This is a genomic window from Ferrovibrio sp. GW821-FHT12F09 (assembly GCF_058806775.1).
In genome coordinates this window covers 2256730-2276198 of the sequence record NZ_JBXAPZ010000001.1, presented here as the reverse complement: position 1 = coordinate 2276198, position 19469 = coordinate 2256730, and the positions used below count along the sequence as shown (strand labels likewise).

At 63.8% G+C, this 19469-nt stretch carries 17 protein-coding genes; 2 read left to right on the top strand and 15 right to left on the bottom strand.

Features of this window, described 5'->3' with window-relative positions:
- Positions 1–4: 4 nt before the first annotated feature.
- The 14 genes from AC1ROB_RS11195 to AC1ROB_RS11130 form a co-directional block, all read right to left on the bottom strand.
- Positions 5–2047, bottom strand: a complete 2043-nt coding sequence (locus AC1ROB_RS11195) for a hydantoinase/oxoprolinase family protein (protein ID WP_492971092.1) — start codon at positions 2045–2047, stop codon at positions 5–7.
- A 10-nt stretch (positions 2048–2057) separates the two neighbouring features.
- Positions 2058–2759 carry an ABC transporter ATP-binding protein gene (locus AC1ROB_RS11190; protein WP_492971093.1) on the bottom strand — a complete coding sequence of 234 codons (702 nt, stop codon included), beginning with the start codon at positions 2757–2759 and terminating at the stop codon, positions 2058–2060.
- A 1-nt stretch (position 2760) separates the two neighbouring features.
- Positions 2761–3522, bottom strand: a complete 762-nt coding sequence (locus AC1ROB_RS11185; protein ID WP_492971094.1) for an ABC transporter ATP-binding protein — start codon at positions 3520–3522, stop codon at positions 2761–2763.
- Positions 3519–5426, bottom strand: coding sequence for an ABC transporter permease (locus tag AC1ROB_RS11180; protein WP_492971095.1), 1908 nt, complete (start codon positions 5424–5426; stop codon positions 3519–3521). The genes AC1ROB_RS11185 and AC1ROB_RS11180 overlap by 4 nt, the downstream gene beginning before the upstream one ends.
- Before the next feature lie 84 nt (positions 5427–5510).
- A complete protein-coding gene (locus AC1ROB_RS11175; protein WP_492971096.1) occupies positions 5511–6722 on the bottom strand; it encodes an ABC transporter substrate-binding protein in 1212 nt (403 codons plus the stop codon).
- A 54-nt stretch (positions 6723–6776) separates the two neighbouring features.
- On the bottom strand, positions 6777–7361 hold the full coding sequence (locus AC1ROB_RS11170) for an amino acid synthesis family protein (protein WP_492971097.1): 585 nt from the start codon (positions 7359–7361) through the stop codon (positions 6777–6779).
- A complete protein-coding gene (locus tag AC1ROB_RS11165) occupies positions 7358–8242 on the bottom strand; it encodes a UPF0280 family protein (protein ID WP_492971098.1) in 885 nt (294 codons plus the stop codon). The genes AC1ROB_RS11170 and AC1ROB_RS11165 overlap by 4 nt, the downstream gene beginning before the upstream one ends.
- Entirely contained in the window at positions 8239–9726 is a 1488-nt protein-coding gene (locus AC1ROB_RS11160) for a 6-hydroxynicotinate reductase (RefSeq protein ID WP_492971099.1), read from the bottom strand. Before AC1ROB_RS11160 ends, AC1ROB_RS11165 begins: the two co-directional genes overlap by 4 nt.
- 9 nt (positions 9727–9735) lie before the next feature.
- Positions 9736–12462 (bottom strand): molybdopterin-dependent oxidoreductase, encoded by a 2727-nt coding sequence (locus tag AC1ROB_RS11155; protein WP_492971100.1) that lies wholly within the window; start codon positions 12460–12462, stop codon positions 9736–9738.
- Between the two features lie 4 nt (positions 12463–12466).
- Positions 12467–13324 carry an FAD binding domain-containing protein gene (locus AC1ROB_RS11150; protein ID WP_492971101.1) on the bottom strand — a complete coding sequence of 286 codons (858 nt, stop codon included), beginning with the start codon at positions 13322–13324 and terminating at the stop codon, positions 12467–12469.
- 171 nt (positions 13325–13495) lie between these two features.
- Positions 13496–13954, bottom strand: a complete 459-nt coding sequence (locus AC1ROB_RS11145; protein WP_492971102.1) for a MarR family winged helix-turn-helix transcriptional regulator — start codon at positions 13952–13954, stop codon at positions 13496–13498.
- Positions 13955–14093: 139 nt separating this feature from the next.
- Positions 14094–14654: a histidine phosphatase family protein gene (locus tag AC1ROB_RS11140; RefSeq protein WP_492971103.1), complete on the bottom strand. Its 561-nt coding sequence runs from the start codon at positions 14652–14654 to the stop codon at positions 14094–14096.
- A gap of 8 nt (positions 14655–14662) precedes the next feature.
- Positions 14663–15487 carry an MBL fold metallo-hydrolase gene (locus AC1ROB_RS11135; RefSeq protein ID WP_492971104.1) on the bottom strand — a complete coding sequence of 275 codons (825 nt, stop codon included), beginning with the start codon at positions 15485–15487 and terminating at the stop codon, positions 14663–14665.
- Positions 15488–15507: 20 nt separating this feature from the next.
- Complete coding sequence (locus tag AC1ROB_RS11130; protein WP_492971105.1) at positions 15508–16677, bottom strand: M20 aminoacylase family protein; 1170 nt, start codon at positions 16675–16677, stop codon at positions 15508–15510.
- A gap of 198 nt (positions 16678–16875) precedes the next feature.
- On the opposite strand from AC1ROB_RS11130, the gene AC1ROB_RS11125 reads away from it, so the two are divergent.
- Together AC1ROB_RS11125 and AC1ROB_RS11120 are read left to right on the top strand one after the other, a co-directional pair.
- Entirely contained in the window at positions 16876–18468 is a 1593-nt protein-coding gene (locus AC1ROB_RS11125; protein ID WP_492971106.1) for a DEAD/DEAH box helicase, read from the top strand.
- Positions 18469–18553: 85 nt separating this feature from the next.
- Entirely contained in the window at positions 18554–18796 is a 243-nt protein-coding gene (locus tag AC1ROB_RS11120) for an Lrp/AsnC ligand binding domain-containing protein (RefSeq protein WP_492971107.1), read from the top strand.
- A gap of 6 nt (positions 18797–18802) precedes the next feature.
- Here AC1ROB_RS11120 and AC1ROB_RS11115 read toward each other — a convergent pair whose 3' ends face one another.
- Positions 18803–19300 carry a hypothetical protein gene (locus AC1ROB_RS11115; protein ID WP_492971108.1) on the bottom strand — a complete coding sequence of 166 codons (498 nt, stop codon included), beginning with the start codon at positions 19298–19300 and terminating at the stop codon, positions 18803–18805.
- Positions 19301–19469 lie beyond the last annotated feature (169 nt).

Here is a 19469-nt window from a genome sequence, read left to right as displayed (position 1 = left end):
CTCCCTACTCCGCGCTGATGGCAACGATCAGGTTGCCGAGCTTGTCCACACGCACCTGATTACCCGGATCGATAACAATGGTCGTATCGAGCTGTTCCAGAATGGCCGGTCCGGCGAAGCTGGCGCCGCGCGGCAGCCGCTCGCGATCATAAACCGGTGTTTCCTGCCAGCCGCCTGCATCATACCATACCTGGCGGCTGCCTCTCTTCGCACCGGCAACATCCCTGGCCGGCTCGGCGGCCAGCAGGCGATCCAGCGACAGCTGCGGGCGGCGACCGATCACAGCCGTGTGCAGATTCACCAGCACGGCACGGATTTCCGGCAGTTCGACCTCGAAGCGCTGCCAGTAGGCCTCATCGAAAGCCTTCTGCAGGGCGTCGCGGCTGATGCTCTTTTCCGGCACTGCCACGGTCAGCAGATGGCTCTGGCCCTGGAACTGCATGTCAGCGGTGTGCAGGACCAGCACCTCCTCGACCTCGATACCGTCGCGCGCAATGGTGGCGCGGCCTTCGGCAACCTGGGCAGCCAGCACCTCGGCCACCAGACCATCATCGAGCACGGACAGCGGCTTGTTCACCGTGCGCACATAATCATGGCGCAGATCGGCCACCACGCAGCCCAGCGCATTTGTGATGCCCGGGCGCGCCGGGATCAGCAGCTTGGGGATGCCCAGCTCGCGCGCCAGGGCAGCCGCATGCAGCGGTCCGGCGCCCCCGAAGGCAAACAGCGCGAAGTCGCGCGGATCGTGGCCGCGGCTTAAACTGACCATGCGGATGGCACCGGCCATCTTGTCGTTGGCAATACGCAGGATGGCAGCGGCAGCATCATCGGTGCTGATGCCCAGCGGCTTGCCCACATCACGGGCGATCGCATCCTTCACATCCTGCAGCGACACCTTGCTGTCGACCGCCAGCAGGCCATCGGGATTGAGGCGTCCAAGCGCCAGATTGGCATCGGTGATGGTCGGCCGCGTGCCCCCGCGCCCGTAGCAGATCGGACCCGGGCGAGCACCGGCGCTTTCCGGGCCGACCTGCAGCATACCGGCCTCGTTGATGAAAGCGATCGAGCCGCCACCGGCGCCGATGGTATGCACATCCACCATTGGCACATGGATCGGCATGGCATATTCGAGTTCCAGCTCCGACGAGACCTGCGGCACTCCATCCTGGATCAGGCCCACGTCCGACGACGTGCCGCCCATATCATAGGTAATCACATTGGGCAGGCCGGCGGCGCGCGCCGTATAGGCCGCTGCCATCACGCCGGATGCCGGACCGGACATCACGGTGTTGACCGCCGCCTCGGCCACGATGCCGGCCGCAATCGTGCCGCCATTGCCCTGCATGACCAGAAGGTCACGCGCAAAGCCCTTGGCCTTCAGTTCGCCATTCAGGCGTTCGATATAGCGATGCAGCACCGGCTGCACGGAAGCGTTCACACAGGCCGTGGTGCCGCGCTCATACTCCCGGTACTCGGAGAGCAACTGGTGTCCGGCGGTGATATAACTGTTCGGCCAGACTTCAGCGACGATTTCCAGCGCCCGTTTTTCGTGACTCTGGTTGATATAGCTATGCAGGAAATGGATCACCAGCGCCTCGCAGCCGGCATCCTTCAGCTGGATCGCAGCCGCGCGAACGGCGGCTTCGTCCAGAGGAATGACCACATCGCCATCGGCATCCATGCGCTCGGGCACTTCCAGCCGCCACTGGCGCGGCACCAGCGGCTCGAAATTCCCGGTCAGGCCGTAAGGCTGCGGCCGGGTGCGGCGGCCAAGCTCGAGACTGTCACGGAAGCCCTTGGTCGTGATGAGCCCGATCCTGGCCACCTTGCGCTCAAGCAAGGCATTGGTCGTCGTGGTCGTGCCGTGCACGATGGTATCGGTCTCGGACAGCGCGATGCCGCCCTTTTCCAGAGCCGCAAGTACGCCAAAGGCCTGGTTGTCGAGCGTGGTCGGCACCTTGGCCAGCGCCACCTTGCCCAGTTGCGGTTCGATGCCGATCAGGTCGGTGAAGGTGCCGCCCACATCGATTCCGACAATCCAGCCCATACGTAAACCCTCACACCGACAGATACTGTTCGCGCACCGCTGCATCGGCAGCAAGTTCGGTCATCGTTCCCGAATAGCGGATGCGGCCCTTTTCGATGATGTAGGCGCGATCCGCCACCATCTGGGCAAAATGCAGGTTCTGTTCCGACAGCAGGACGCAAAGGCCTTCAGCCTTTAACTGAAGAATGGTACGCGCCATCTGCTCGACGATCACCGGCGCCAGGCCTTCCGATGGCTCATCCAGCAGGATCAGGCGTGGATTGCCCATCAGGGTGCGGGCGATGGTCAGCATCTGCTGCTCGCCGCCCGACATGCGGCCGCCGGGGCGGTCCTTCATGCGGCCGAGATTGGGGAACAGTTCGAACAGGCGCTCGGGCGTCCAGGTCGGCGCACCTTCGCGCGGCTTCTGTTTGCCGACCGCCAGATTATCCATCACGGTGAGATCCGTGAAAATGCGGCGGTCCTCGGGTACATAGCCCAGCCCCAGCCGAGCGATCCGGTGCGGCGACAGGCGGTCGATGCGGCTGCCGTCAAAGCTGATCTGACCGCTCTGCGCCGTCACCAGGCCGATGACGGATTTCATGGTGGTCGATTTGCCGGCGCCGTTGCGGCCCAGCAGCACGACCACCTCGCCAGGATGGGCGTTCAGTGCCAGGTCGGCCAGGATATGGGCACGACCATAATAGGTGTGGAGGCCTTCGATGCTCAGCATGTCAGTGCACCTCCCCGAACACGGCGCCGGACCCGAGATAGACCGCCTGCACTTCTGCGTTGCCGCGCACCTGCTCCGGACTGCCTTCCGCGATCAGCTTGCCGCGATTGAGCACTATGATGCGGTCGGCCTGGGCGAAGACCACATCCATGTCATGTTCCGTGAACAGCACGGCGATATTGTCCTGCCGCGCCAGCTTCGCCGTCAGGTCCATGAGCGCTATGCGCTCGTTCGGTGCCATGCCAGCCGTCGGCTCATCCATCAGCAGCAGCCTGGGCTGGTTGGCCAGTGCGACGGCCAGTTCCACCCGCTTAAGATCGCCATAGGCAAGAATGCCACAGGGCCGTTCGCTCTGGTCCGCCATGCCGACGCGCGCCAGTAGGGTCATCGCCTCGTCGCGATACATGGTGTTGGCCGGCTTCCAGAAGGACATCAGGCCGTTATGGAAGGACAACAGCGCCATCTGGATATTCTCGCGCACCGTCATCGAGTTGAACGTCGCGGTGATCTGGAAGGTGCGGCCAACGCCCAGACGCCAGATATCGCGCGGGGCCATGCCGACAAGACTGCGACCGTTCAGGGTCACGCTGCCGCTATCGGGCTTCAACTGGCCGTTCAGCATGTTGAAACAGGTGCTTTTGCCGGCGCCATTTGGGCCGATCAGGGCCAGCAACTCACCGGCCGCCACCGAGAAAGCGACATCCTGCACGGCCTGCACGCCGCCGAAAGACTTGTTGAGACCGCTTACAGCAAGGACGCTCATCGCACGGCCTCCGGAGCAGCACGGCGTCGTTGCAACACCCAGCCCGTTGCCTGCTTGAGGAAGCCGGCGATGCCCTGCGGGAAGGCCAGCACGATCACCAGGATCGTCAGACCGAGAATGGCGCGCCAGTAATTGGTGTTCCGTGCGATTTCATCCTGCAGCCAGGTGAACACGGCCGCGCCGGCAACAGGCCCGGTCAGCGTCTGCACACCACCCAGCAACACCATGACCAGGCCATCCACCGAGCGCGAGACCGACAGCGCTTCCGGCGAGATGCTGCCCTTGGAGAAAGCGAACAAGCCGCCGGCCAGGCCAGCGAAAGCGCCGGCCAGGGTGAAGCCGAACCACTGGAAACGCCGGACATTGATGCCGATCGCATCGGCGCGCAGCGGCGAGTCGCGCCCGGCGCGCAGCACATAGCCGAACGGAGCATGCACCATGCGCCACAGCAGAATGATCGCTGCGACGCAGAGCGTGAGGGCAAAATAGTAGAACGCCGTGCGATCCTTCAGCCAGTCGGTCGGCCACAGGCCGATCAAACCATTCGAACCACCGGTGAAGGCGTCCCACTGGTAGATCACCGACCAGGCGATCTGCGCGAAAGCCAGCGTCAGCATGGCAAGATAGACGCCCGACAGCCGCACGCAGAACCAGCCGAAGACCAGCGCGCCCAGGCCACCGGCCATCGGCGCGCCAAGCAGCGCCAGTTCCATCGGCAGCTTCAGCTTGAGGAAAGCCAGCGCAGCGCCATAGCAGCCGAGCCCGAAATAGGCAGCGTGGCCGAACGACACCATGCCCGCCGGACCCATCAGGAAATGCAGCGTGGCAGCGAAGAGCGCGAAAACGGCGATATCGATCAGCAGCACCAGCATGTAAGTGTCGCTGGCGAGCGGCACGAGCCCGAGGAACACGACGGCGGCCAGCACCGCCAGCCAGAAGGTCTTGTTGAGCGGATAGAGCGGTGGTTCGACCATGAAGGCGCCGCGCTGGACGCCCTGCTGCTTGCCGAGCAGGCCCCAGGGCCGCACCACCAGGACAACAGCCATGATGACGAACTCGACCACCAGGGTGAATTTGCTGAAGGAGAATACGGTGCCGAAAATCGTCACGTCGCCCAGGCCGATGCAGAAGGCCTTGGCCTGAGCGATCAACAGTGCGGCCAGGAAAGCGCCGCCGATCGAACCCATGCCGCCGACCACGACCACGACGAAGGCGTCGGAGATCACGGTGATGTCCAGCATCAGCTGCGCCGGTTCGCGTGGCGTCTGGACGGCACCGCCAAGACCGGCGAGGAAGGCGCCCAGGAAGAAGACACTGGTGAACAGCCAGCTCTGATTGACACCGAGCGCACCGACCATTTCGCGATCCTGGGTGGCGGCGCGGACCAGCGTGCCCCAGCGCGTGCGGTTCATCAGCAGCCACAGCAGACCCAGCACCAGCGGGCCGATGGCGATCAGCAGCAGGTCATATTCCGGGAAGCGCTTGCCCATGATTTCGACGGCGCCGCGCAGGCCCGGCGCGCGCGGACCAAGCAGGTCTTCCGCGCCCCAGAAATAGAGGGCGGCATCCTTGATGACGAGAACCAGGGCGAAGGTGGCGAGCAGCTGGAACAATTCCGGCGCCTTGTAGATACGGCGCAACACCAGAACTTCGATGACCACACCGATCAGGCCGACAGCAACCGCACTCAGCAGGACGCCGGCCCAGAAATTCGGGATCGAGCCGCGGCCGAGGAAATTGATCAGGCTCCAGGACAGGTAGACGCCCAGCATATAGAGCGAGCCATGGGCGAAATTCACGATCCGGCTGACGCCGAAGATGATCGAGAGGCCGGCGGCCACCATGAACAGCGACGACGCACCGGCGAGGCCATTCATGAACTGGATGACGATATTGGCGAGCAAAGCCTGGTCCCGATCAGAGTCTGGAGAGAGAGAAAGACTCCCGCCGGCCGAAACCGGCGGGAGCATGCAGGTGTGACGTCAAGCTCAGTCGGCCGGACGCATTTTGGCGACTTCGGCATCCGACGGCAGGAACTTCGCGCCATCGGCATAATACCAGTCGGTCATGACGCCCTTGCCGTTCTTCAGGCCGAGCTTGCCGACATAGGCGCCCATGGTCGACTGATGGTCCTGCGGACGATAGGTGACATCGCCCAGCGGGGTGCTGTGGGTCAGGCCCTTCATGGCCGCCACCAGCTTTTCCATATCGAGCGTGCCGGCCTTCTTGATGACCGCCGCCGCGCTCAGCACGGTGGAATAACCCACGATCGAGCCCAGGCGCGGATAGTCCTTGAACTTCGCCTGATAGGCCGCCAGGAACTTCTTGTGCTCGGGCGTGGCGATGTCCTGCCAGGGATAACCGGTGACATACCAGCCCACCGGCACTTCATCTTCCAGCGGATCGAGATACTCCGGCTCGCCGGCCAGCAGGTTGAAGCCTTCCTTGCCCTTGAACAGACCGCGCGTATTGCCTTCGCGGACGAACTTGGTCAGGTCGGCGCCGAACAGCGAGGAGAAGATCGCATCCGGCTTGGCGGCCGCAATCGCATCGGCCACGGCACCGGCTTCGATCTTGCCCAGCGGCACGGCCTGCTCGATCACGAACTCGATATCCGGCTGCTTCTCAAGCATCAGCTTCTTGAACGCAGCCGTAGCCGACTGGCCGTATTCGTAGTTCGGATACACGATGGCCCAGCGCTTTTTCTTCACCTTCAGGGCGTCGGGCACCAGCATGGCCGTCTGCATGTAGGTCGAAGCGCGCAGGCGGAAGGTGTACTTGTTGCCCTGTTCCCAGACGATCTTGTCGGTCAGCGGCTCGGCGCCGATGAACAGCGTCTTCTTCTCCTTGGCGAAGCTGGCAACCGCCAGGCCGACATTGGAGGGGAAGGTACCGATCAGGAACGAGACCTTTTCACGGGTCAGCAGTTCCTCGGCGATGCGCACAGCATCGCCGGTCTGGCCGTTATCGTCGCGGCTGATAACCTCGAACTTCTTGCCGAGCAGGCCGCCACTGGCATTGATCTCTTCAACCGCCAGATCCATGCCCTTCTTGTAAGGCTCGAGGAAGGCGGCGAAGACCTTGTAGGAATTCAGCTCGCCCACCTTGATGGTGTCCTGCGCCTGCGCGCCACCTGCCATCAATCCAAATGCTGCCGCACCGAATGCTGCACTCCACTTCAACCAGGTCCTGCGGTTCATGATGTAAGCCCCTCCTGTGTGTGTATTGTGGATTCCGAACGCGTAAATCTGTCCCTATCTCTGGCCGTCCTCGCCTTTGATCTCTTGCACCTGCAATCCGCCAACCCGGGCATGCACACGGCCGCCCGTACTCATGGCCAGAATGAAGGCGATCTCGTTCTCGCGCGGACCATCGGCGACGCCCCATTCGATGGCGTCGAAATGGCTGCGCACATAGGCCGCATTGATGTGATGCAGTGGAATATCGATACGCGCCCCCGGTCCGCCGACTTTTGTGGTCGACGGCACGATGGCCTTGGCGTTACCCAGAATCTCACGCATGGAATAACCGCCGGGCACATGCCACAGCGCACCATGCTCCAGCTCGCCGCCCGCACCGATCAGCGCCCCTTTGCCATAGGCTTCGATGGCCCTGGGATCATTGCCCAGCGCCGCGACCAGGCGTTTGGTCAGATCGAGGCCCAGCGGCTTCAGCGCATCCATCATCGGTGTGATGTCGGATTCATAGCGGCCGGCATAGGGATTCTTCACCAGCGCACCGATCGCGCCACGACGCGGCGGTTTGGCGGCCCTGGGGCCGCCCTCGTGGAAAATCTCGTCGGTGATGCAGACGATCTTGCGCACTTCTACCAGGCTCATCCCTGCCCCACTGCTTTCTGATCCCGCGCCAGCAGCGCTTCGCCACCGACAATCCAGCTGTCACCCTGCAGCGACAAAAATGCGGCCTGAATCAGACCGCTGCGGCGCAAATCTTGCGCGCGCTGCATCCCGGCCGACAAGGCCTGCTCGATGGCAAAAACCGGCAGTGTACCTACAGATACGGTCACCGGCAGCGCACCCAGATCGCTATCGTCCCGCAATGAGTGTGCGGGCTGCCGCTGAATCGCGTCATGCTCCACAGTTACTGCATTGGCGATGATGGTTGCCGCCGCGTCGGCCATGGCGGCGTTTTCCGCCAGCACGGTGACGGCATCGGCAATGCCAAGGGAAAATGAGCGGCCGCGCCAACCAGACGTCGCGATTCCGCGCGATGGCTGTGCGGCGTCAAGACTGGCGATGGCGTCCAGATGCGGCAGATCGGGATTACACACAACCGCGGCCCGCAGGGTTTCGCCGGCGGCAACATGGAACGCGATATCGCCACCATTATTCACATAGGCTCGCGCCAGGTCATTACCGCTCAGCAGCGCCGCCAGAATCTCGTCTGCCACCGAACCGGCCACCGCCGCCATCGGCGTGATGTAGACATTGCGGTAGGGCCAGCAGGCCGCAGCCATACGGCGCGCCACCGGGCCACGGAACAGCGGGTGCGCCGCCACCAGCGGACGACGCAGGTCAGACAACTCCGCCACCAGCACCGACAGGATATCCTGGAACCGCGCCACGGCCTGGTCGTAGCCGCGCGCTACGGCGTCGCGGTCGCCGAAAGCCTCAACGATCAGGTCGATCGGGCCGTGCTGCAGATGCAGCCGGCGGCTTTTCCCATCGAGCCAGGTTGCGGTGGGCGCCGCGCCACTCATGGCTGCTCCTCCGCCGTGTATCGCGTGATCGGCCAGGGATTGTCCTGCCGCCAGCTCTGCCGGCTGAGCCGGCCGCCCTGTAGCACATCGCTGAGCTGCACCACATAATCCATATGGCCGCCAAGCGCCGCATAATCAGCCTGGCTCATGGTGAATTCGATAGGCGCGACCAGCGCCGGCGTCGGCACATAGCCAAAGGAATTGTCAGGCATGCGCGCCACATCCACCATGTAGGTGATGCCACCACCGGGCCAGACATAGACCGGCGCGCCCCCGGAGGTGACACGGGTCAGGCGATCCTTCACCGAGATGGTGAGCCGCACCGGATTTTCGGTCACGCCCGCACGCAAGCTGCCGCCGGCACCGGCCATGAACAGAACGGTGCAGAGGGACGGTTCGCAATTCTCGGCGATGCGGTCGACCACCACACGCACCGGCGCCGGCATCTCGGCTGGCTGCGGCTTGAGCTGGTCATCCAGCACATACCAGGCGCTGTGTTCGCCGGTGGTGGAGACCATCAGCAGCTTCATGCCGGGCCAAGCGGTCTTGGCGTCGATGCTCTCGATAATGTCCAGAGGATCGGAAACATTGGTGCCGCCCCAGCCCAGGCCGGGTTCGGCAACCTGGAAATAGCGGCCCGGCGTGGATTTACGACCACGCACGCGGATGCCGGCCAGCGGCATATCGAGGAAACGGCCGGCCTGGTGTTCGCTCAGCACGCCGGTAATATGGTCGTCGACCACGATCACTTCGTCGGCATGGCCGAGCCACTGCTTGGCGAAGATGCCGATGGTGGCCGACCCGCAGCCGACGCGCATGCGCGCCTCGGGCGTGCCATTGACGACGGGCGGCTGGTTGGCCTGGATAGTGACTTCGGCGCCACCGTCGATCTGCACGGTGACCGCCTGCTTGTTGCACAGCGCCAGCATGGCATCGCAGGTGGTGTTGCCTTCCTTCTTGCTGCCGCCGGTCAGGTGATGCACGCCGCCGAGCGACAGCATCTGCGAGCCATATTCCGCCGTGGTGACATGGCCGATAGCCTCGCCGTTCACGCGCACGGCCGCCTGCTCGGGGCCGAGATGCCGGTCGGTGTCGATCTTCACCTTCACGCCGCAGTAGCTGAAGATGCCTTCGGTCACCACTGTGACCATGTCGACGCCGTCATGCTGCGACGACACGATGAAGGGGGCCGGTTTGTAATCGGGATAGGTGGTGCCGGCACCGATACCGGTGACAAAGACCGGCGCCGGGGCGGCAACGTTGCCATTCCAGCCTTCGCTGCCGGCCAGGAAGGGGACGACCGTGCCTTCGGAAGCGGCGCGTTCGGTGACCACCAGCGGATCGACGCGGGTCAGCACGCCCTCGACATTGGCATAGCGGTCGCAGGCGCCGGCCTTGCCGGGACGGATGCGGCAGAGCACCGGACAGGCATCGCAGCGGACGACGTCATCTTTCGAGGCAGTTTCGGCGACGGCGTGGCTCATGCTGTCCTCCTACTCCGCGGCCTGAGGCAGGGCTTTCAGCGCTGCATGCAGGCGATGCGGCAGCACCGGCACCGATGTGACCCGCACGCCAGTGGCATGACGGATGGCGCCGAGGATGGCCGGCGCCGTCGGCACCAGACCCGGCTCGCCCACACCCTTCGCCCCGAAGGGACCCAGCGGCTCGGCATCCTCGATCATGATCACGTCGATCTCGGGAATATCACCAACTGTAGGAATCAAATAATCGTGCAAATTCTCCGTGCGGCCGGGCAGGAATTCCTCCATCAGCGCCAGGCCTAACCCCTGCGCGATGCCGCCATGAATCTGGCCTTCCACCTGCGTCGGGTTCACGGCCTTGCCCACGTCATGGGCGGCGATGATCCTCTTCACCTTGACGGTCGCAAGCTCGGTATCGACTTCAACCAATGCCATCTGCGCGGCGAAACCGTATGTGGCATAGGGCACGCCCTGGCCATTGTCGTCCAGCATGGTGGTTGGCGGATCGAAGCGGCCCTCGCCCAATAGCACATCGGCTTTGTCATTCAGACGCGGCAAAGCAGCGAGGTCGATGCGGCGCACCGCACCGCCGCCTTCCACGGTCAGATGCGGGCCATCGAGCTTCAGTACGGCATCAGTCCCGGCATTGGCCAGCCGCAGGATCTGGCTGCGCAGATCCTGCGCGGCAAGCTGGGCAGCCTTGCCCGAAACAAAAGTCTGGCGGGAGGCCGAAGTCTTGCCGGCATCCAGCGTCTTGTCGGTATCGCCCATCACGTAATCGATGCGATCCATGGTGACGCCCAGAGCATCGGCCACGATCTGCACGAAGATGGTGTTCGAACCCTGCCCGATATCGACCGCGCCGTTGTAGAAGAACACGCGTCCATCGGCGCGCAGGGAAACCTGCATGGTGGAAGGATTGGAAATCGAGGTATTGCCCAGGCCATACCACATGCAGCCGATACCGATGCCGCGCCGCACATGCTTGCGGCGCGCATTGAAGGCCTCCACCTCGGCCGCCAGCGCCTGCCATTGCGGCCGCAGCGCCGCGATGCATTCGGCCAGGCCGGCGGAATGCTCCAGCTTCTGGCTGGTGGCGGTCAGGTCGCCGGCGCGGATGGCGTTGATGTAGCGCATTTCCAGCCGGTCCAGCCCCAGTTGGGCGGCCAGGTCGTCCATCAGGGTTTCATGGGCGATGGCGGCCTGCGGCACACCGAAGCCGCGGAAGGCGCCCGACGGCGGTGCATTGGTGAACAGCGCACGGCTGCGGTTCTTCACATGCGGCACCAGATACGGCCCGGTCGCATGCACCGGCACGCGGTTGGCGACCGTCGGGCCCCAGCTTGCATAGGCGCCGGTATCGAAATCGGCATGGGTCTCGACCGCAGTGAGACGGCCGGTCTTGTCGGCGGCGAATTTCGCCGTGATGCGCGCCGGGTGCCGCTTGGTGCTGGAGGCCATGCTTTCCGGTCGCGTGTAAATGCAGGCCACCGGCTTGTCCAGATGCCAGGCCGCCAGCGCAATCAGCGGCTGCACGGCCACGTCCAGCTTGCCGCCGAAGCCGCCGCCGCAGGCGGTTGGCACGATCCGCACGCGATCCGGCGGCAACTGCATCACGCCGGCCACTTCGTCGCGATCCATATAAGGCGCCTGTGTCGAGGCATGGATTTCGATGCGGTCGCCGATGCGCACCGCCCAGCCGGCCTCCGGCTCGATATAGGCATGCTCGACAAAACTGGTCTGGAACAGGCCTTCAGCGGTGGCGGCGGCTTCGGCAAAGCCCTGGGCCACATCGCCCTTGGTGACATTGCCGCGGATCAGCACGTTTTCAGGTTTGTCGGCCTGCACCAGCTTGGCGCCGGGCGCGGCGGCGGCAATCACGCCGCTGACCGGCTCGTCCGGCATATAGACGATGGGCAGGTCTTCCGGCTTTACGGCTTCGATGGCCTCGCGGCTGCCAACCAGCGCCACCACGGTCTCGCCCTTGTAGCGCACCAGCCCATCGGCGATCACCGGCTGGTCCTTGGTCTCGAAAATGGCAAAGCCATTGCGCGGAACGTCGGCGGCGGTGAAGACCCGCGCCAGACCATATTTGCGGATGGCATCCGAGAAATCGCCCAGGGTGAAAGTCGCGCGGGCATGCGGGCTGCGGATCGCCCGCAGCCACAGGGCGTCATGCGGAATGTAATCGGCGCCGTATTTCTCGGTGCCCTCGACTTTCGCAAGTCCATCGACTTTCAGGGTCCGCGCACCGACAGCCCGGCCCATCTCGGGATTCTCCGGTAGGTCCGGCGTCCGTGTGGCATCCAGCACGGCTTCGACGATCTTGCGATACCCGGTGCAGCGGCACAGCACGCCGCCGATGGCATCCCGCACCTGCTGTTCGCTGGGTCTGGACACTTCGGCCAGCAGTTCCGTAGCCGACATCAACATGCCCGGCGTGCAGATGCCGCACTGCGCCGCGCCATGCTTGAGAAACGCCGTCTGCAGGCGCGACAGGGCGCCATGGGCTTTCAGGCCTTCGACCGTAACCACCGGGCGCGCCGCAGCCTGCGCCACCGGTGTCAGGCAGGCGCAAACCTGTTTGCCTTCCAGCAGCACCGTACAGGCGCCGCAATCGCCGGCATTGCAGCCGACCTTGGTGCCGGTCAGCCCCAGATCGTCGCGCAGGACATCGCTCAGGCGCTTGCCCGGCGAGCCGTGATAGCTATGCGGTTTGCCGTTGACGATCAGGCGCATCGCCTCAGCCCCCCTTCTTGCCAAGCGCGGTAAGCGCACGCCGCACCAGAATCTCGGCGGCCTCACGCCGGTATGCGCCGCTGGCCCGCAGGTCATCGATGGGCGTCAAGGCGTCGAAATGCTCGGGCTTCACACGATTGGCCAGCGCACTGTTCAGGCGCCGCCCCGTGAGTTCGGATTCCAGCGCGACCAGACGCTGCGCCACGGCGGAACAGGCGCCGACCGCCACGCTGGCACCCGCCACCACATTGCCTTCGGTTTCCAGCACAATGGCGATCATGGCAATCGAGATGACCAGGTATTCCCGCGCGCCCAGCTTGAGGAAAACGCTCTGGGCCTCCTTCTTCGGCTTCGGCACCAGCACGGCAGACAGCAATTCCGCGGGTTTCAGCACCGTGCGACGATTGCCGGTGATGAAGTCACCGATCGGGATTTCGCGCCGCCCAGCCGCGCTGCGCAATTCAATACGGGCGCGCATGGCCAAGAGTGGCGGTACGCTGTCGGCCGCCGGCGATGCATTGCAGAGATTGCCGGCAATCGTGGCGGAATTCTGAATCTGCACTCCGCCAATCTGGCGCGCCGCCTGCCGCAGCGCGTCGAACAGCGGCGGCAGATCGGCAACGATCAGCTGGCTCCAGGTCGTGGTGGCGCCCAGCCGCCAGCCGTCGTCGGTTTCGCTTATGCCCTGCAGATCGGGGATGGCGGTGACGTCCAGGACATCTTCGTCCAGAGCGCGGCCGACACGGGCGGGATAGTAATCCGTGCCACCGGCCAGAATGGCGGGTCCGGCCGCATTCAGATTGGCGGCACTAAGATGATCCAGCGCTTCGGCCAGGCTTGTCGGACGCAGATAAGACGCCATCGGTGTTGGAGCCTCCCGTCGGCATACAAACGCCACGCCCACCCCCGCAGGCCACATCGTTCGTACGCATATGATGCTGCGTCGCTGCCTCGAAAGAGTCAACGTCAAAATATGAGCATCGCCTGCCCTGAAATGCGGCAATGCAACATCGCGGTTTTGTAAGCGGAAACCCTAGGTGAGACGTTTGAGCAGTGCGACGAACTGCTGCTGCTCGGCCGCCGAAAGCGGATCGAGCGTGGCCTTGCTGACCTTCGGGCCATTATTCAGCAGGCGGGCGACCAGGTCGCGGCCCTGTGCTGTCAGGCTGAGACAGCGGCGGCGTTTGTCATTCTTGTCCGGACGATGCGAGATCAGCTTGCGGCCGGTGAGACGACGGATCACGCCCTGAATGGTGGCAGGATCCATCGCGGTCAGACGGCCGAGATGATTCTGCGACAGCTCCCCCATCTCATGGAGTTTCACCAGCGCCGCATATTGCGTGGGCGTCACCTGGGCGTCGCCGATCATGGCCAGAAAGAGGGCGGTATGGCGCTGGTGGGCACGACGGATCAGATGGCCGACCTGGTCTTCCAGCACATAGCCATCCGGCATCGCAGCGGGTTCAGCCTTGATTTCCGGTTTGGCATTCATACTGGCTCACCCTTGCGTAACGCCGCTGCCCGTCACCTTATCCAGAAGCCGCGATCCGGCCAAGGTTTTCCGCTGCCGGCCCGTCGCAACGTATGCACAAGCCGGAGCGGTAAAATGGCGCGGCGTCAGCACCTCGGCGTCAGAGCACCTTGGTTGTCGCTTCCACGCCACGCGAGATCAGTGCCAGGCCGCGTGAACTGGTCTCGACCACCGTGCAGGAACAATAGTCGGGATTCAGCACCACCACGCGCTCATCGCTCATGGCCGCGCCCAGGGCCGCGTTGATCACCATGAAATGCGTGAAGATGATGGTGTCGCTGCGGCACGACTTCAGCATGCCGATCAGGCCCTCGCGCCAGGCGCGGATGATCGGAGGCTGAGCCGGATATTTCTGGGCAGCGATCTGCTGCAGCCATGGGCCGCGCGCGGCCAGCCCTTTTTCTGCAATGTCATTGGGCGTCGGGATTTCGGTAAAGGCCGCACTGACCTCCGGCACCACGCCCCAGCGATTGGCCAGCGGCATGGCAGTTTCGCGCGCCCGCTCCATCGGCGAGGTATAGATCGGCATCGGCCCGAGCGACTCCAGCTCCAGAGCCAGCTCGACGGCCGCTTCCTTGCCCTCTTCCGACAGACCGGGATCGGGGTCTTCATCAAATCGTGCCGCTGCCTTGGCATGCCGCACCAGATACAACCGCGCCATTGTTCCCCCTACAGCAGATTCACGCGCATGTTTTCACGCGCCACCATGGCTCCTGACCAGAGTTGCCGCGCTTCGGCCTCCAGCGTTTCCATGAACTGGTCCTCATGATCGGGATCATGATGGAAAATCGCAAGCGCCTTCACCCCGGCGGTGCGACACAGCCGCACGCCTTCCTGCCAGGTCGAATGGCCCCAGCCGACATGATCCTCGTATTCCTCGTCGGTATAGGTGCTGTCATAGATCACCAGATCGGCGCCTTCGATCAAACCGAGGATATTCTGGTCCGGCTTGCCGGGCGTGTGTTCGGTGTCGGTGACATAACACAGCGCCTTGCCGCCATATTCGAACCGGTAACCGGTGGCGCCATCCGGATGATTGAGCGTCGTCGTTCGCACCCGGATATTGTCGCCCAGGCTGAAGCTGTCGCCGGCGCGGAAATCGAGGCTCTCGATCCGCGCGCCCATCTTGTCCAGCGGCACGGGAAAGAACGGCTGCGCCATCTGCGACTGCAGGGCATTGCCGATCCCGCCCTTGTCGCTCAGATGACCGGCATGGATGGTGAAATGGCGGTCATCCTTGAAGGCCGGCGAGAAGAACGGGAAGCCGTTGATGTGATCCCAGTGCGTGTGAGACAGGAAGATGTCGCCCTGCGTCACGTTGCGCTTCAGCAGCCAGTGACCGAGATTGCGGATGCCGGTGCCGGCATCGAGGATAATCAGGCGGTCGCCGATCTTCAGCTCGACGCAGGAGGTATTGCCGCCGAACACCATGTGACGCGGGGATGGCGTCGCGATACTGCCGCGAACACCCCAGAACTTGACCTTGAAGCCCATCCCCGCCTCCGCCCTGCCGGCTATGAAGCTGGCAGTATGGTTTCGACCAGGCGGGACCAGTAGCTGGCGCCGATCGGCAGAACGTCGTCGTTGAAGTCGTAACGCGGGTTGTGAACCATGCAGCTTTCTTCGCCGGCGCCATTGCCGATCCAGACATAAGAGCCCGGCTTTTCGCGCAGCATCCAGGCGAAATCTTCCGCCCCCATGCTCGGGTTCACGTTGCGCAGCACATTCTCGCCACCCACAACGATGGCGGCGGCATTGGCAGCCAGCTCCGTCTCGTCAGCCGTATTGATGGTCGGCGGATAGCGGCGCTGGTAATCCAGCTTGGCGGTGGCGCCATGGGCGGCGGCGATGCCGGTGACGATCTGGTTCATGCGCGCCTCGATCATATCCTGCACTTCCGGCAGGAAGGCGCGCGTGGTGCCGGCGATCATCACGTCTTCAGGAATCACGTTGGTGGTATGGCCGCCCTGGATCTGGCAGCAGCTGACCACCGCGCATTGCAGCGGGTCGACATTGCGCGCCACGATATTCTGCAGCGCCAGCACGATTTCAGCGGCGATCACCACCGGATCGACACCGCGATGCGGGTAGGCGCCATGGGCGCCGACGCCCTTGATCTTGATCCAGAACATATCGGCCGACGCCATCATCGGACCGGTTCGCACGGCGAACTTACCCACATCGATGCCCGGCATGTTGTGCATGCCGAACACGGATTCGCAGGGGAATTTGGTGAAAAGGCCTTCATCGACCATCACCTTGCCGCCGGCGACGTTTTCCTCGGCCGGCTGGAAGATGAAATGCACGGTGCCGTCGAAGGACTTCGACTTGGCCAGATACTGCGCGGCGCCCAGCAGCATGATGGTGTGGCCGTCATGGCCGCAGCCATGCATCTTGCCCTCATGCTTGGACTTGTGGCCGAAGTCGTTCATCTCGACCAGGTCGAGCGCATCCATGTCGGCGCGCAGGCCGATGGCGCGGTTGCCCTTACCGGCCTTCAGCGTGCCGACCACGCCGGTCTTGGCCAGACCCCGATGCACCGGCATGCCGAAGGACTCCAGCGTCCTGGCGACGAACTCGGATGTGCGATGCTCCTCGAAAGCGGTCTCGGGATGCATGTGCAGGTCCTGCCGCCAGGCGGTCAACTGGGTCTTGTTGGCGACGATGTCATCAATCAACTTCATGGGGCTCTCCGCCAAGGAATGGGCTGGGGGAAAAATGTCGGGCTGGCGACGATAACCGATTGATTTTGTTGTTTCCAGCCGCTCAAATTCGCATTGACTCAGGGGGTCCGCTATGGTCTTGTCCGCCCGCGGACGGTGCGCATCTGCGCTGCTGCCGTCAAGATAATACGGAAATCCATGGAATTCGCTGATCTAGGCTTGAGCGAGCCTGTCCTCAAGGCCGTTTCCGAAGCCGGTTATACCACACCCACCCCGATCCAGGCCCAGGCCATTCCGATCGTGCTCATGGGTCGCGACGTGCTCGGCACCGCCCAGACCGGCACCGGCAAGACCGCCGGCTTCACCCTGCCCCTGATCGATATCCTGGCCGGTGGCCGCGCCCGCGCCCGCATGCCGCGCGCGCTGATCCTGGAGCCGACCCGCGAACTGGCCGACCAGGTCGCCCAGAGCTTCGACAAATACGGCAAGAACTCTCCGCTTTCGATGGCGCTGCTGATCGGCGGCGTGAATTACACCGAGCAGGAAAAGCTGCTTGATCGCGGCGTCGATGTGCTGATCGCCACGCCGGGTCGCCTGATCGACCATTTCGAGCGCGGCAAGGTCATGCTGACCGGCGTGCAGATTTTCGTCATCGACGAAGCCGACCGCATGCTGGACATGGGCTTCATGCCCGATATCGAGCGGATCGGCAAAATGCTGCCGCCGCTGCGCCAGACGCTGTTCTTCTCGGCCACCATGGCTGCGGACATGCGCAAGCTGGCTGACAAATTCCTGAGCAACCCGAAGGAAATCGAGGTTGCGCGCCAGGCCACGACGGCCGAATCGATCGCCCAGTTCCAGATCGTCGTGCCGCACAAGCTGAAGCGCGAAGCGCTGCGCACCCTGATCCGCAACGAAGATGTGAAGAACGCCATCATCTTCTGCAACCGCAAGCGCGACGTGGATATCCTGGCGAAATCGCTGGCCCGTCACGGTTTCGACGCTCAGCCGCTGCATGGCGACATGGACCAGTCGGTTCGCACCGCCACGCTGGAGAAGTTCAAGAAGGGCGAGATCGGCATTCTGGTCGCCTCCGACGTCGCCGCCCGCGGCCTCGACGTCCAGGGCCTGACCCACGTCTTCAATTTCGACGTCCCGACCCATCCGGAAGATTACGTCCATCGCATCGGCCGCACCGGCCGCGCCGGTATGAACGGCCGCGCCTTCACGCTGGTCGCCGGCGAAGACGGCAAGTATCTCTCGGCTATCACCCGCCTGATCCAGCGCGAAATTCCGGTGATGGAACTGCATGGCTTTTCCCAGGAAGAGAATGCCGCTGCGATTGCTGCCGGTGGCGGCGAAGAGCGCAGCGAACGCGGTGGTGAACGCAGCAGCAAGGGCCGCGGTCGCGGCGGTCGTGGGCGTGATCGCGAAGGCGATCGCACCCGCAGCCGGGATCGTACCCGCGAACCCCGCACCAGCGATGCCTCGATGCAGCCGCAGGAGGCCGTTGCCGTTGCCGCCGAACCGCAGGCCGAACAGCCCCAGCAGGAAGCCCGCACCGAGCAGCCGCGCCAGGAACGTCAACCGCGTCCGGAACGCCAGCCGCGTGCGGAAAAGCCGCGTCCGGAACCGCGTGCCGAGCAGCCGCGCGAAGCCCGCGACCAGGTTCAGCCCCGCCGCGAGCGCAACGACCGCGACCGCAATGACCGCGGCCGTCGCGATCATCGTGAAGATCGCGAGCCCCCGGTTGTCGGCATGGGCGACCATGTCCCGGACTTCCTGCTCCGCCCGAGCCGCCGCGCCTCCTGATCCATCGCCGGCTCCGGCCGGCTGATTGCAGGCTGCCGCGGAGTTCGTTTACAGTCGCGGCAGGACGATAGAACGGAGCCCGGCTATGCAGACGATTTTCGTGATGGTGAAGTGCGAGCTGGGCCGCGCCTACGATGTTGCCGTGAAGGCCGTCGAAGAGGTGGAACAGGTTTCAGAAGTGCATTCGATCTCGGGCCAGTATGACCTGATGATGAAATGCTACCTGTCCGATGGCCAGGACATCGGCCATTTCGTCGTCAACAAGCTGCAGACGATCACCGGCGTGAAGGACACCTTCACCCTGATCACCTTCAAAGCGTTCAACTAAACGAAACTAGCGGCGGCTGCCTGCGGCCCGCGGCGCCGTGGTCACCGTGCTGCCTGTTGACGGCGCCACGGTCATATCGACCTTCGAGCCATACAGCGTCGAGCGCACAATCATGACCGAGGCGACACGATCGCCGCCGCCGGACAGGAAGGTCAGCTGGCTGGTTTCTGCCCGCACCACAGCCACTTCCGTCCAGCCGTAATTGCCCATCTCGCGGCGGATGAAATCGAACATCTGGTCGGCCGAGGAATTCACACTGTAGGACAGGCGGCCGATCCAGCGGTCGCCCTCGCCCAGGATGATCGTGCGATTGGAATCCAGCGTATAGCCGTCCGGCAGCGCCACGCCGGCAATCTGGGTCGGCGGCCCGCTGCCGGCCTTGCCGGAATCAGCCGAGGATCCGCCACTGCTGTTCCAGGCCGAGCAGCCGGCAAGCGCGCCGATGATGGCGACAAGCGCCAGGGCCCTGACAACCGGGCGGCTCGTAAAGCTAGCACTGACCATAGTCGTCCGACGTCCCCCGGCGAATCGCTCAGTATTTTGTTTACCATACTTGCCCGGACAAGTCGCCTTCACCCTTCCGGATACCAGTCCACCGTGTTCGGCGATGCCCGCTGAAGGTGATCTTGTCGCCCCGGCAAATTTATTTTATACTTAAAATAATAACGACGCC

Coding starts and splice junctions, on each gene's coding strand:
- AC1ROB_RS11135 (WP_492971104.1), bottom strand. CDS start 15,487: ATGGGCTTCAAGGTCAAGTTCTGGGGTGTTCGCGGCAGTATCGCGACG.
- AC1ROB_RS11155 (WP_492971100.1), bottom strand. CDS start 12,462: ATGCGCCTGATCGTCAACGGCAAACCGCATAGCTATCACGGCTCGCCG.
- AC1ROB_RS11190 (WP_492971093.1), bottom strand. CDS start 2,759: ATGCTGAGCATCGAAGGCCTCCACACCTATTATGGTCGTGCCCATATC.
- AC1ROB_RS11170 (WP_492971097.1), bottom strand. CDS start 7,361: ATGAGCCTGGTAGAAGTGCGCAAGATCGTCTGCATCACCGACGAGATT.
- AC1ROB_RS11145 (WP_492971102.1), bottom strand. CDS start 13,954: ATGAATGCCAAACCGGAAATCAAGGCTGAACCCGCTGCGATGCCGGAT.
- AC1ROB_RS11115 (WP_492971108.1), bottom strand. CDS start 19,300: ATGGTCAGTGCTAGCTTTACGAGCCGCCCGGTTGTCAGGGCCCTGGCG.
- AC1ROB_RS11185 (WP_492971094.1), bottom strand. CDS start 3,522: ATGAGCGTCCTTGCTGTAAGCGGTCTCAACAAGTCTTTCGGCGGCGTG.
- AC1ROB_RS11195 (WP_492971092.1), bottom strand. CDS start 2,047: ATGGGCTGGATTGTCGGAATCGATGTGGGCGGCACCTTCACCGACCTG.
- AC1ROB_RS11160 (WP_492971099.1), bottom strand. CDS start 9,726: ATGAGCCACGCCGTCGCCGAAACTGCCTCGAAAGATGACGTCGTCCGC.
- AC1ROB_RS11120 (WP_492971107.1), top strand. CDS start 18,554: ATGCAGACGATTTTCGTGATGGTGAAGTGCGAGCTGGGCCGCGCCTAC.
- AC1ROB_RS11165 (WP_492971098.1), bottom strand. CDS start 8,242: ATGAGTGGCGCGGCGCCCACCGCAACCTGGCTCGATGGGAAAAGCCGC.
- AC1ROB_RS11150 (WP_492971101.1), bottom strand. CDS start 13,324: ATGGCGTCTTATCTGCGTCCGACAAGCCTGGCCGAAGCGCTGGATCAT.
- AC1ROB_RS11175 (WP_492971096.1), bottom strand. CDS start 6,722: ATGAACCGCAGGACCTGGTTGAAGTGGAGTGCAGCATTCGGTGCGGCA.
- AC1ROB_RS11140 (WP_492971103.1), bottom strand. CDS start 14,654: ATGGCGCGGTTGTATCTGGTGCGGCATGCCAAGGCAGCGGCACGATTT.
- AC1ROB_RS11130 (WP_492971105.1), bottom strand. CDS start 16,677: ATGAAGTTGATTGATGACATCGTCGCCAACAAGACCCAGTTGACCGCC.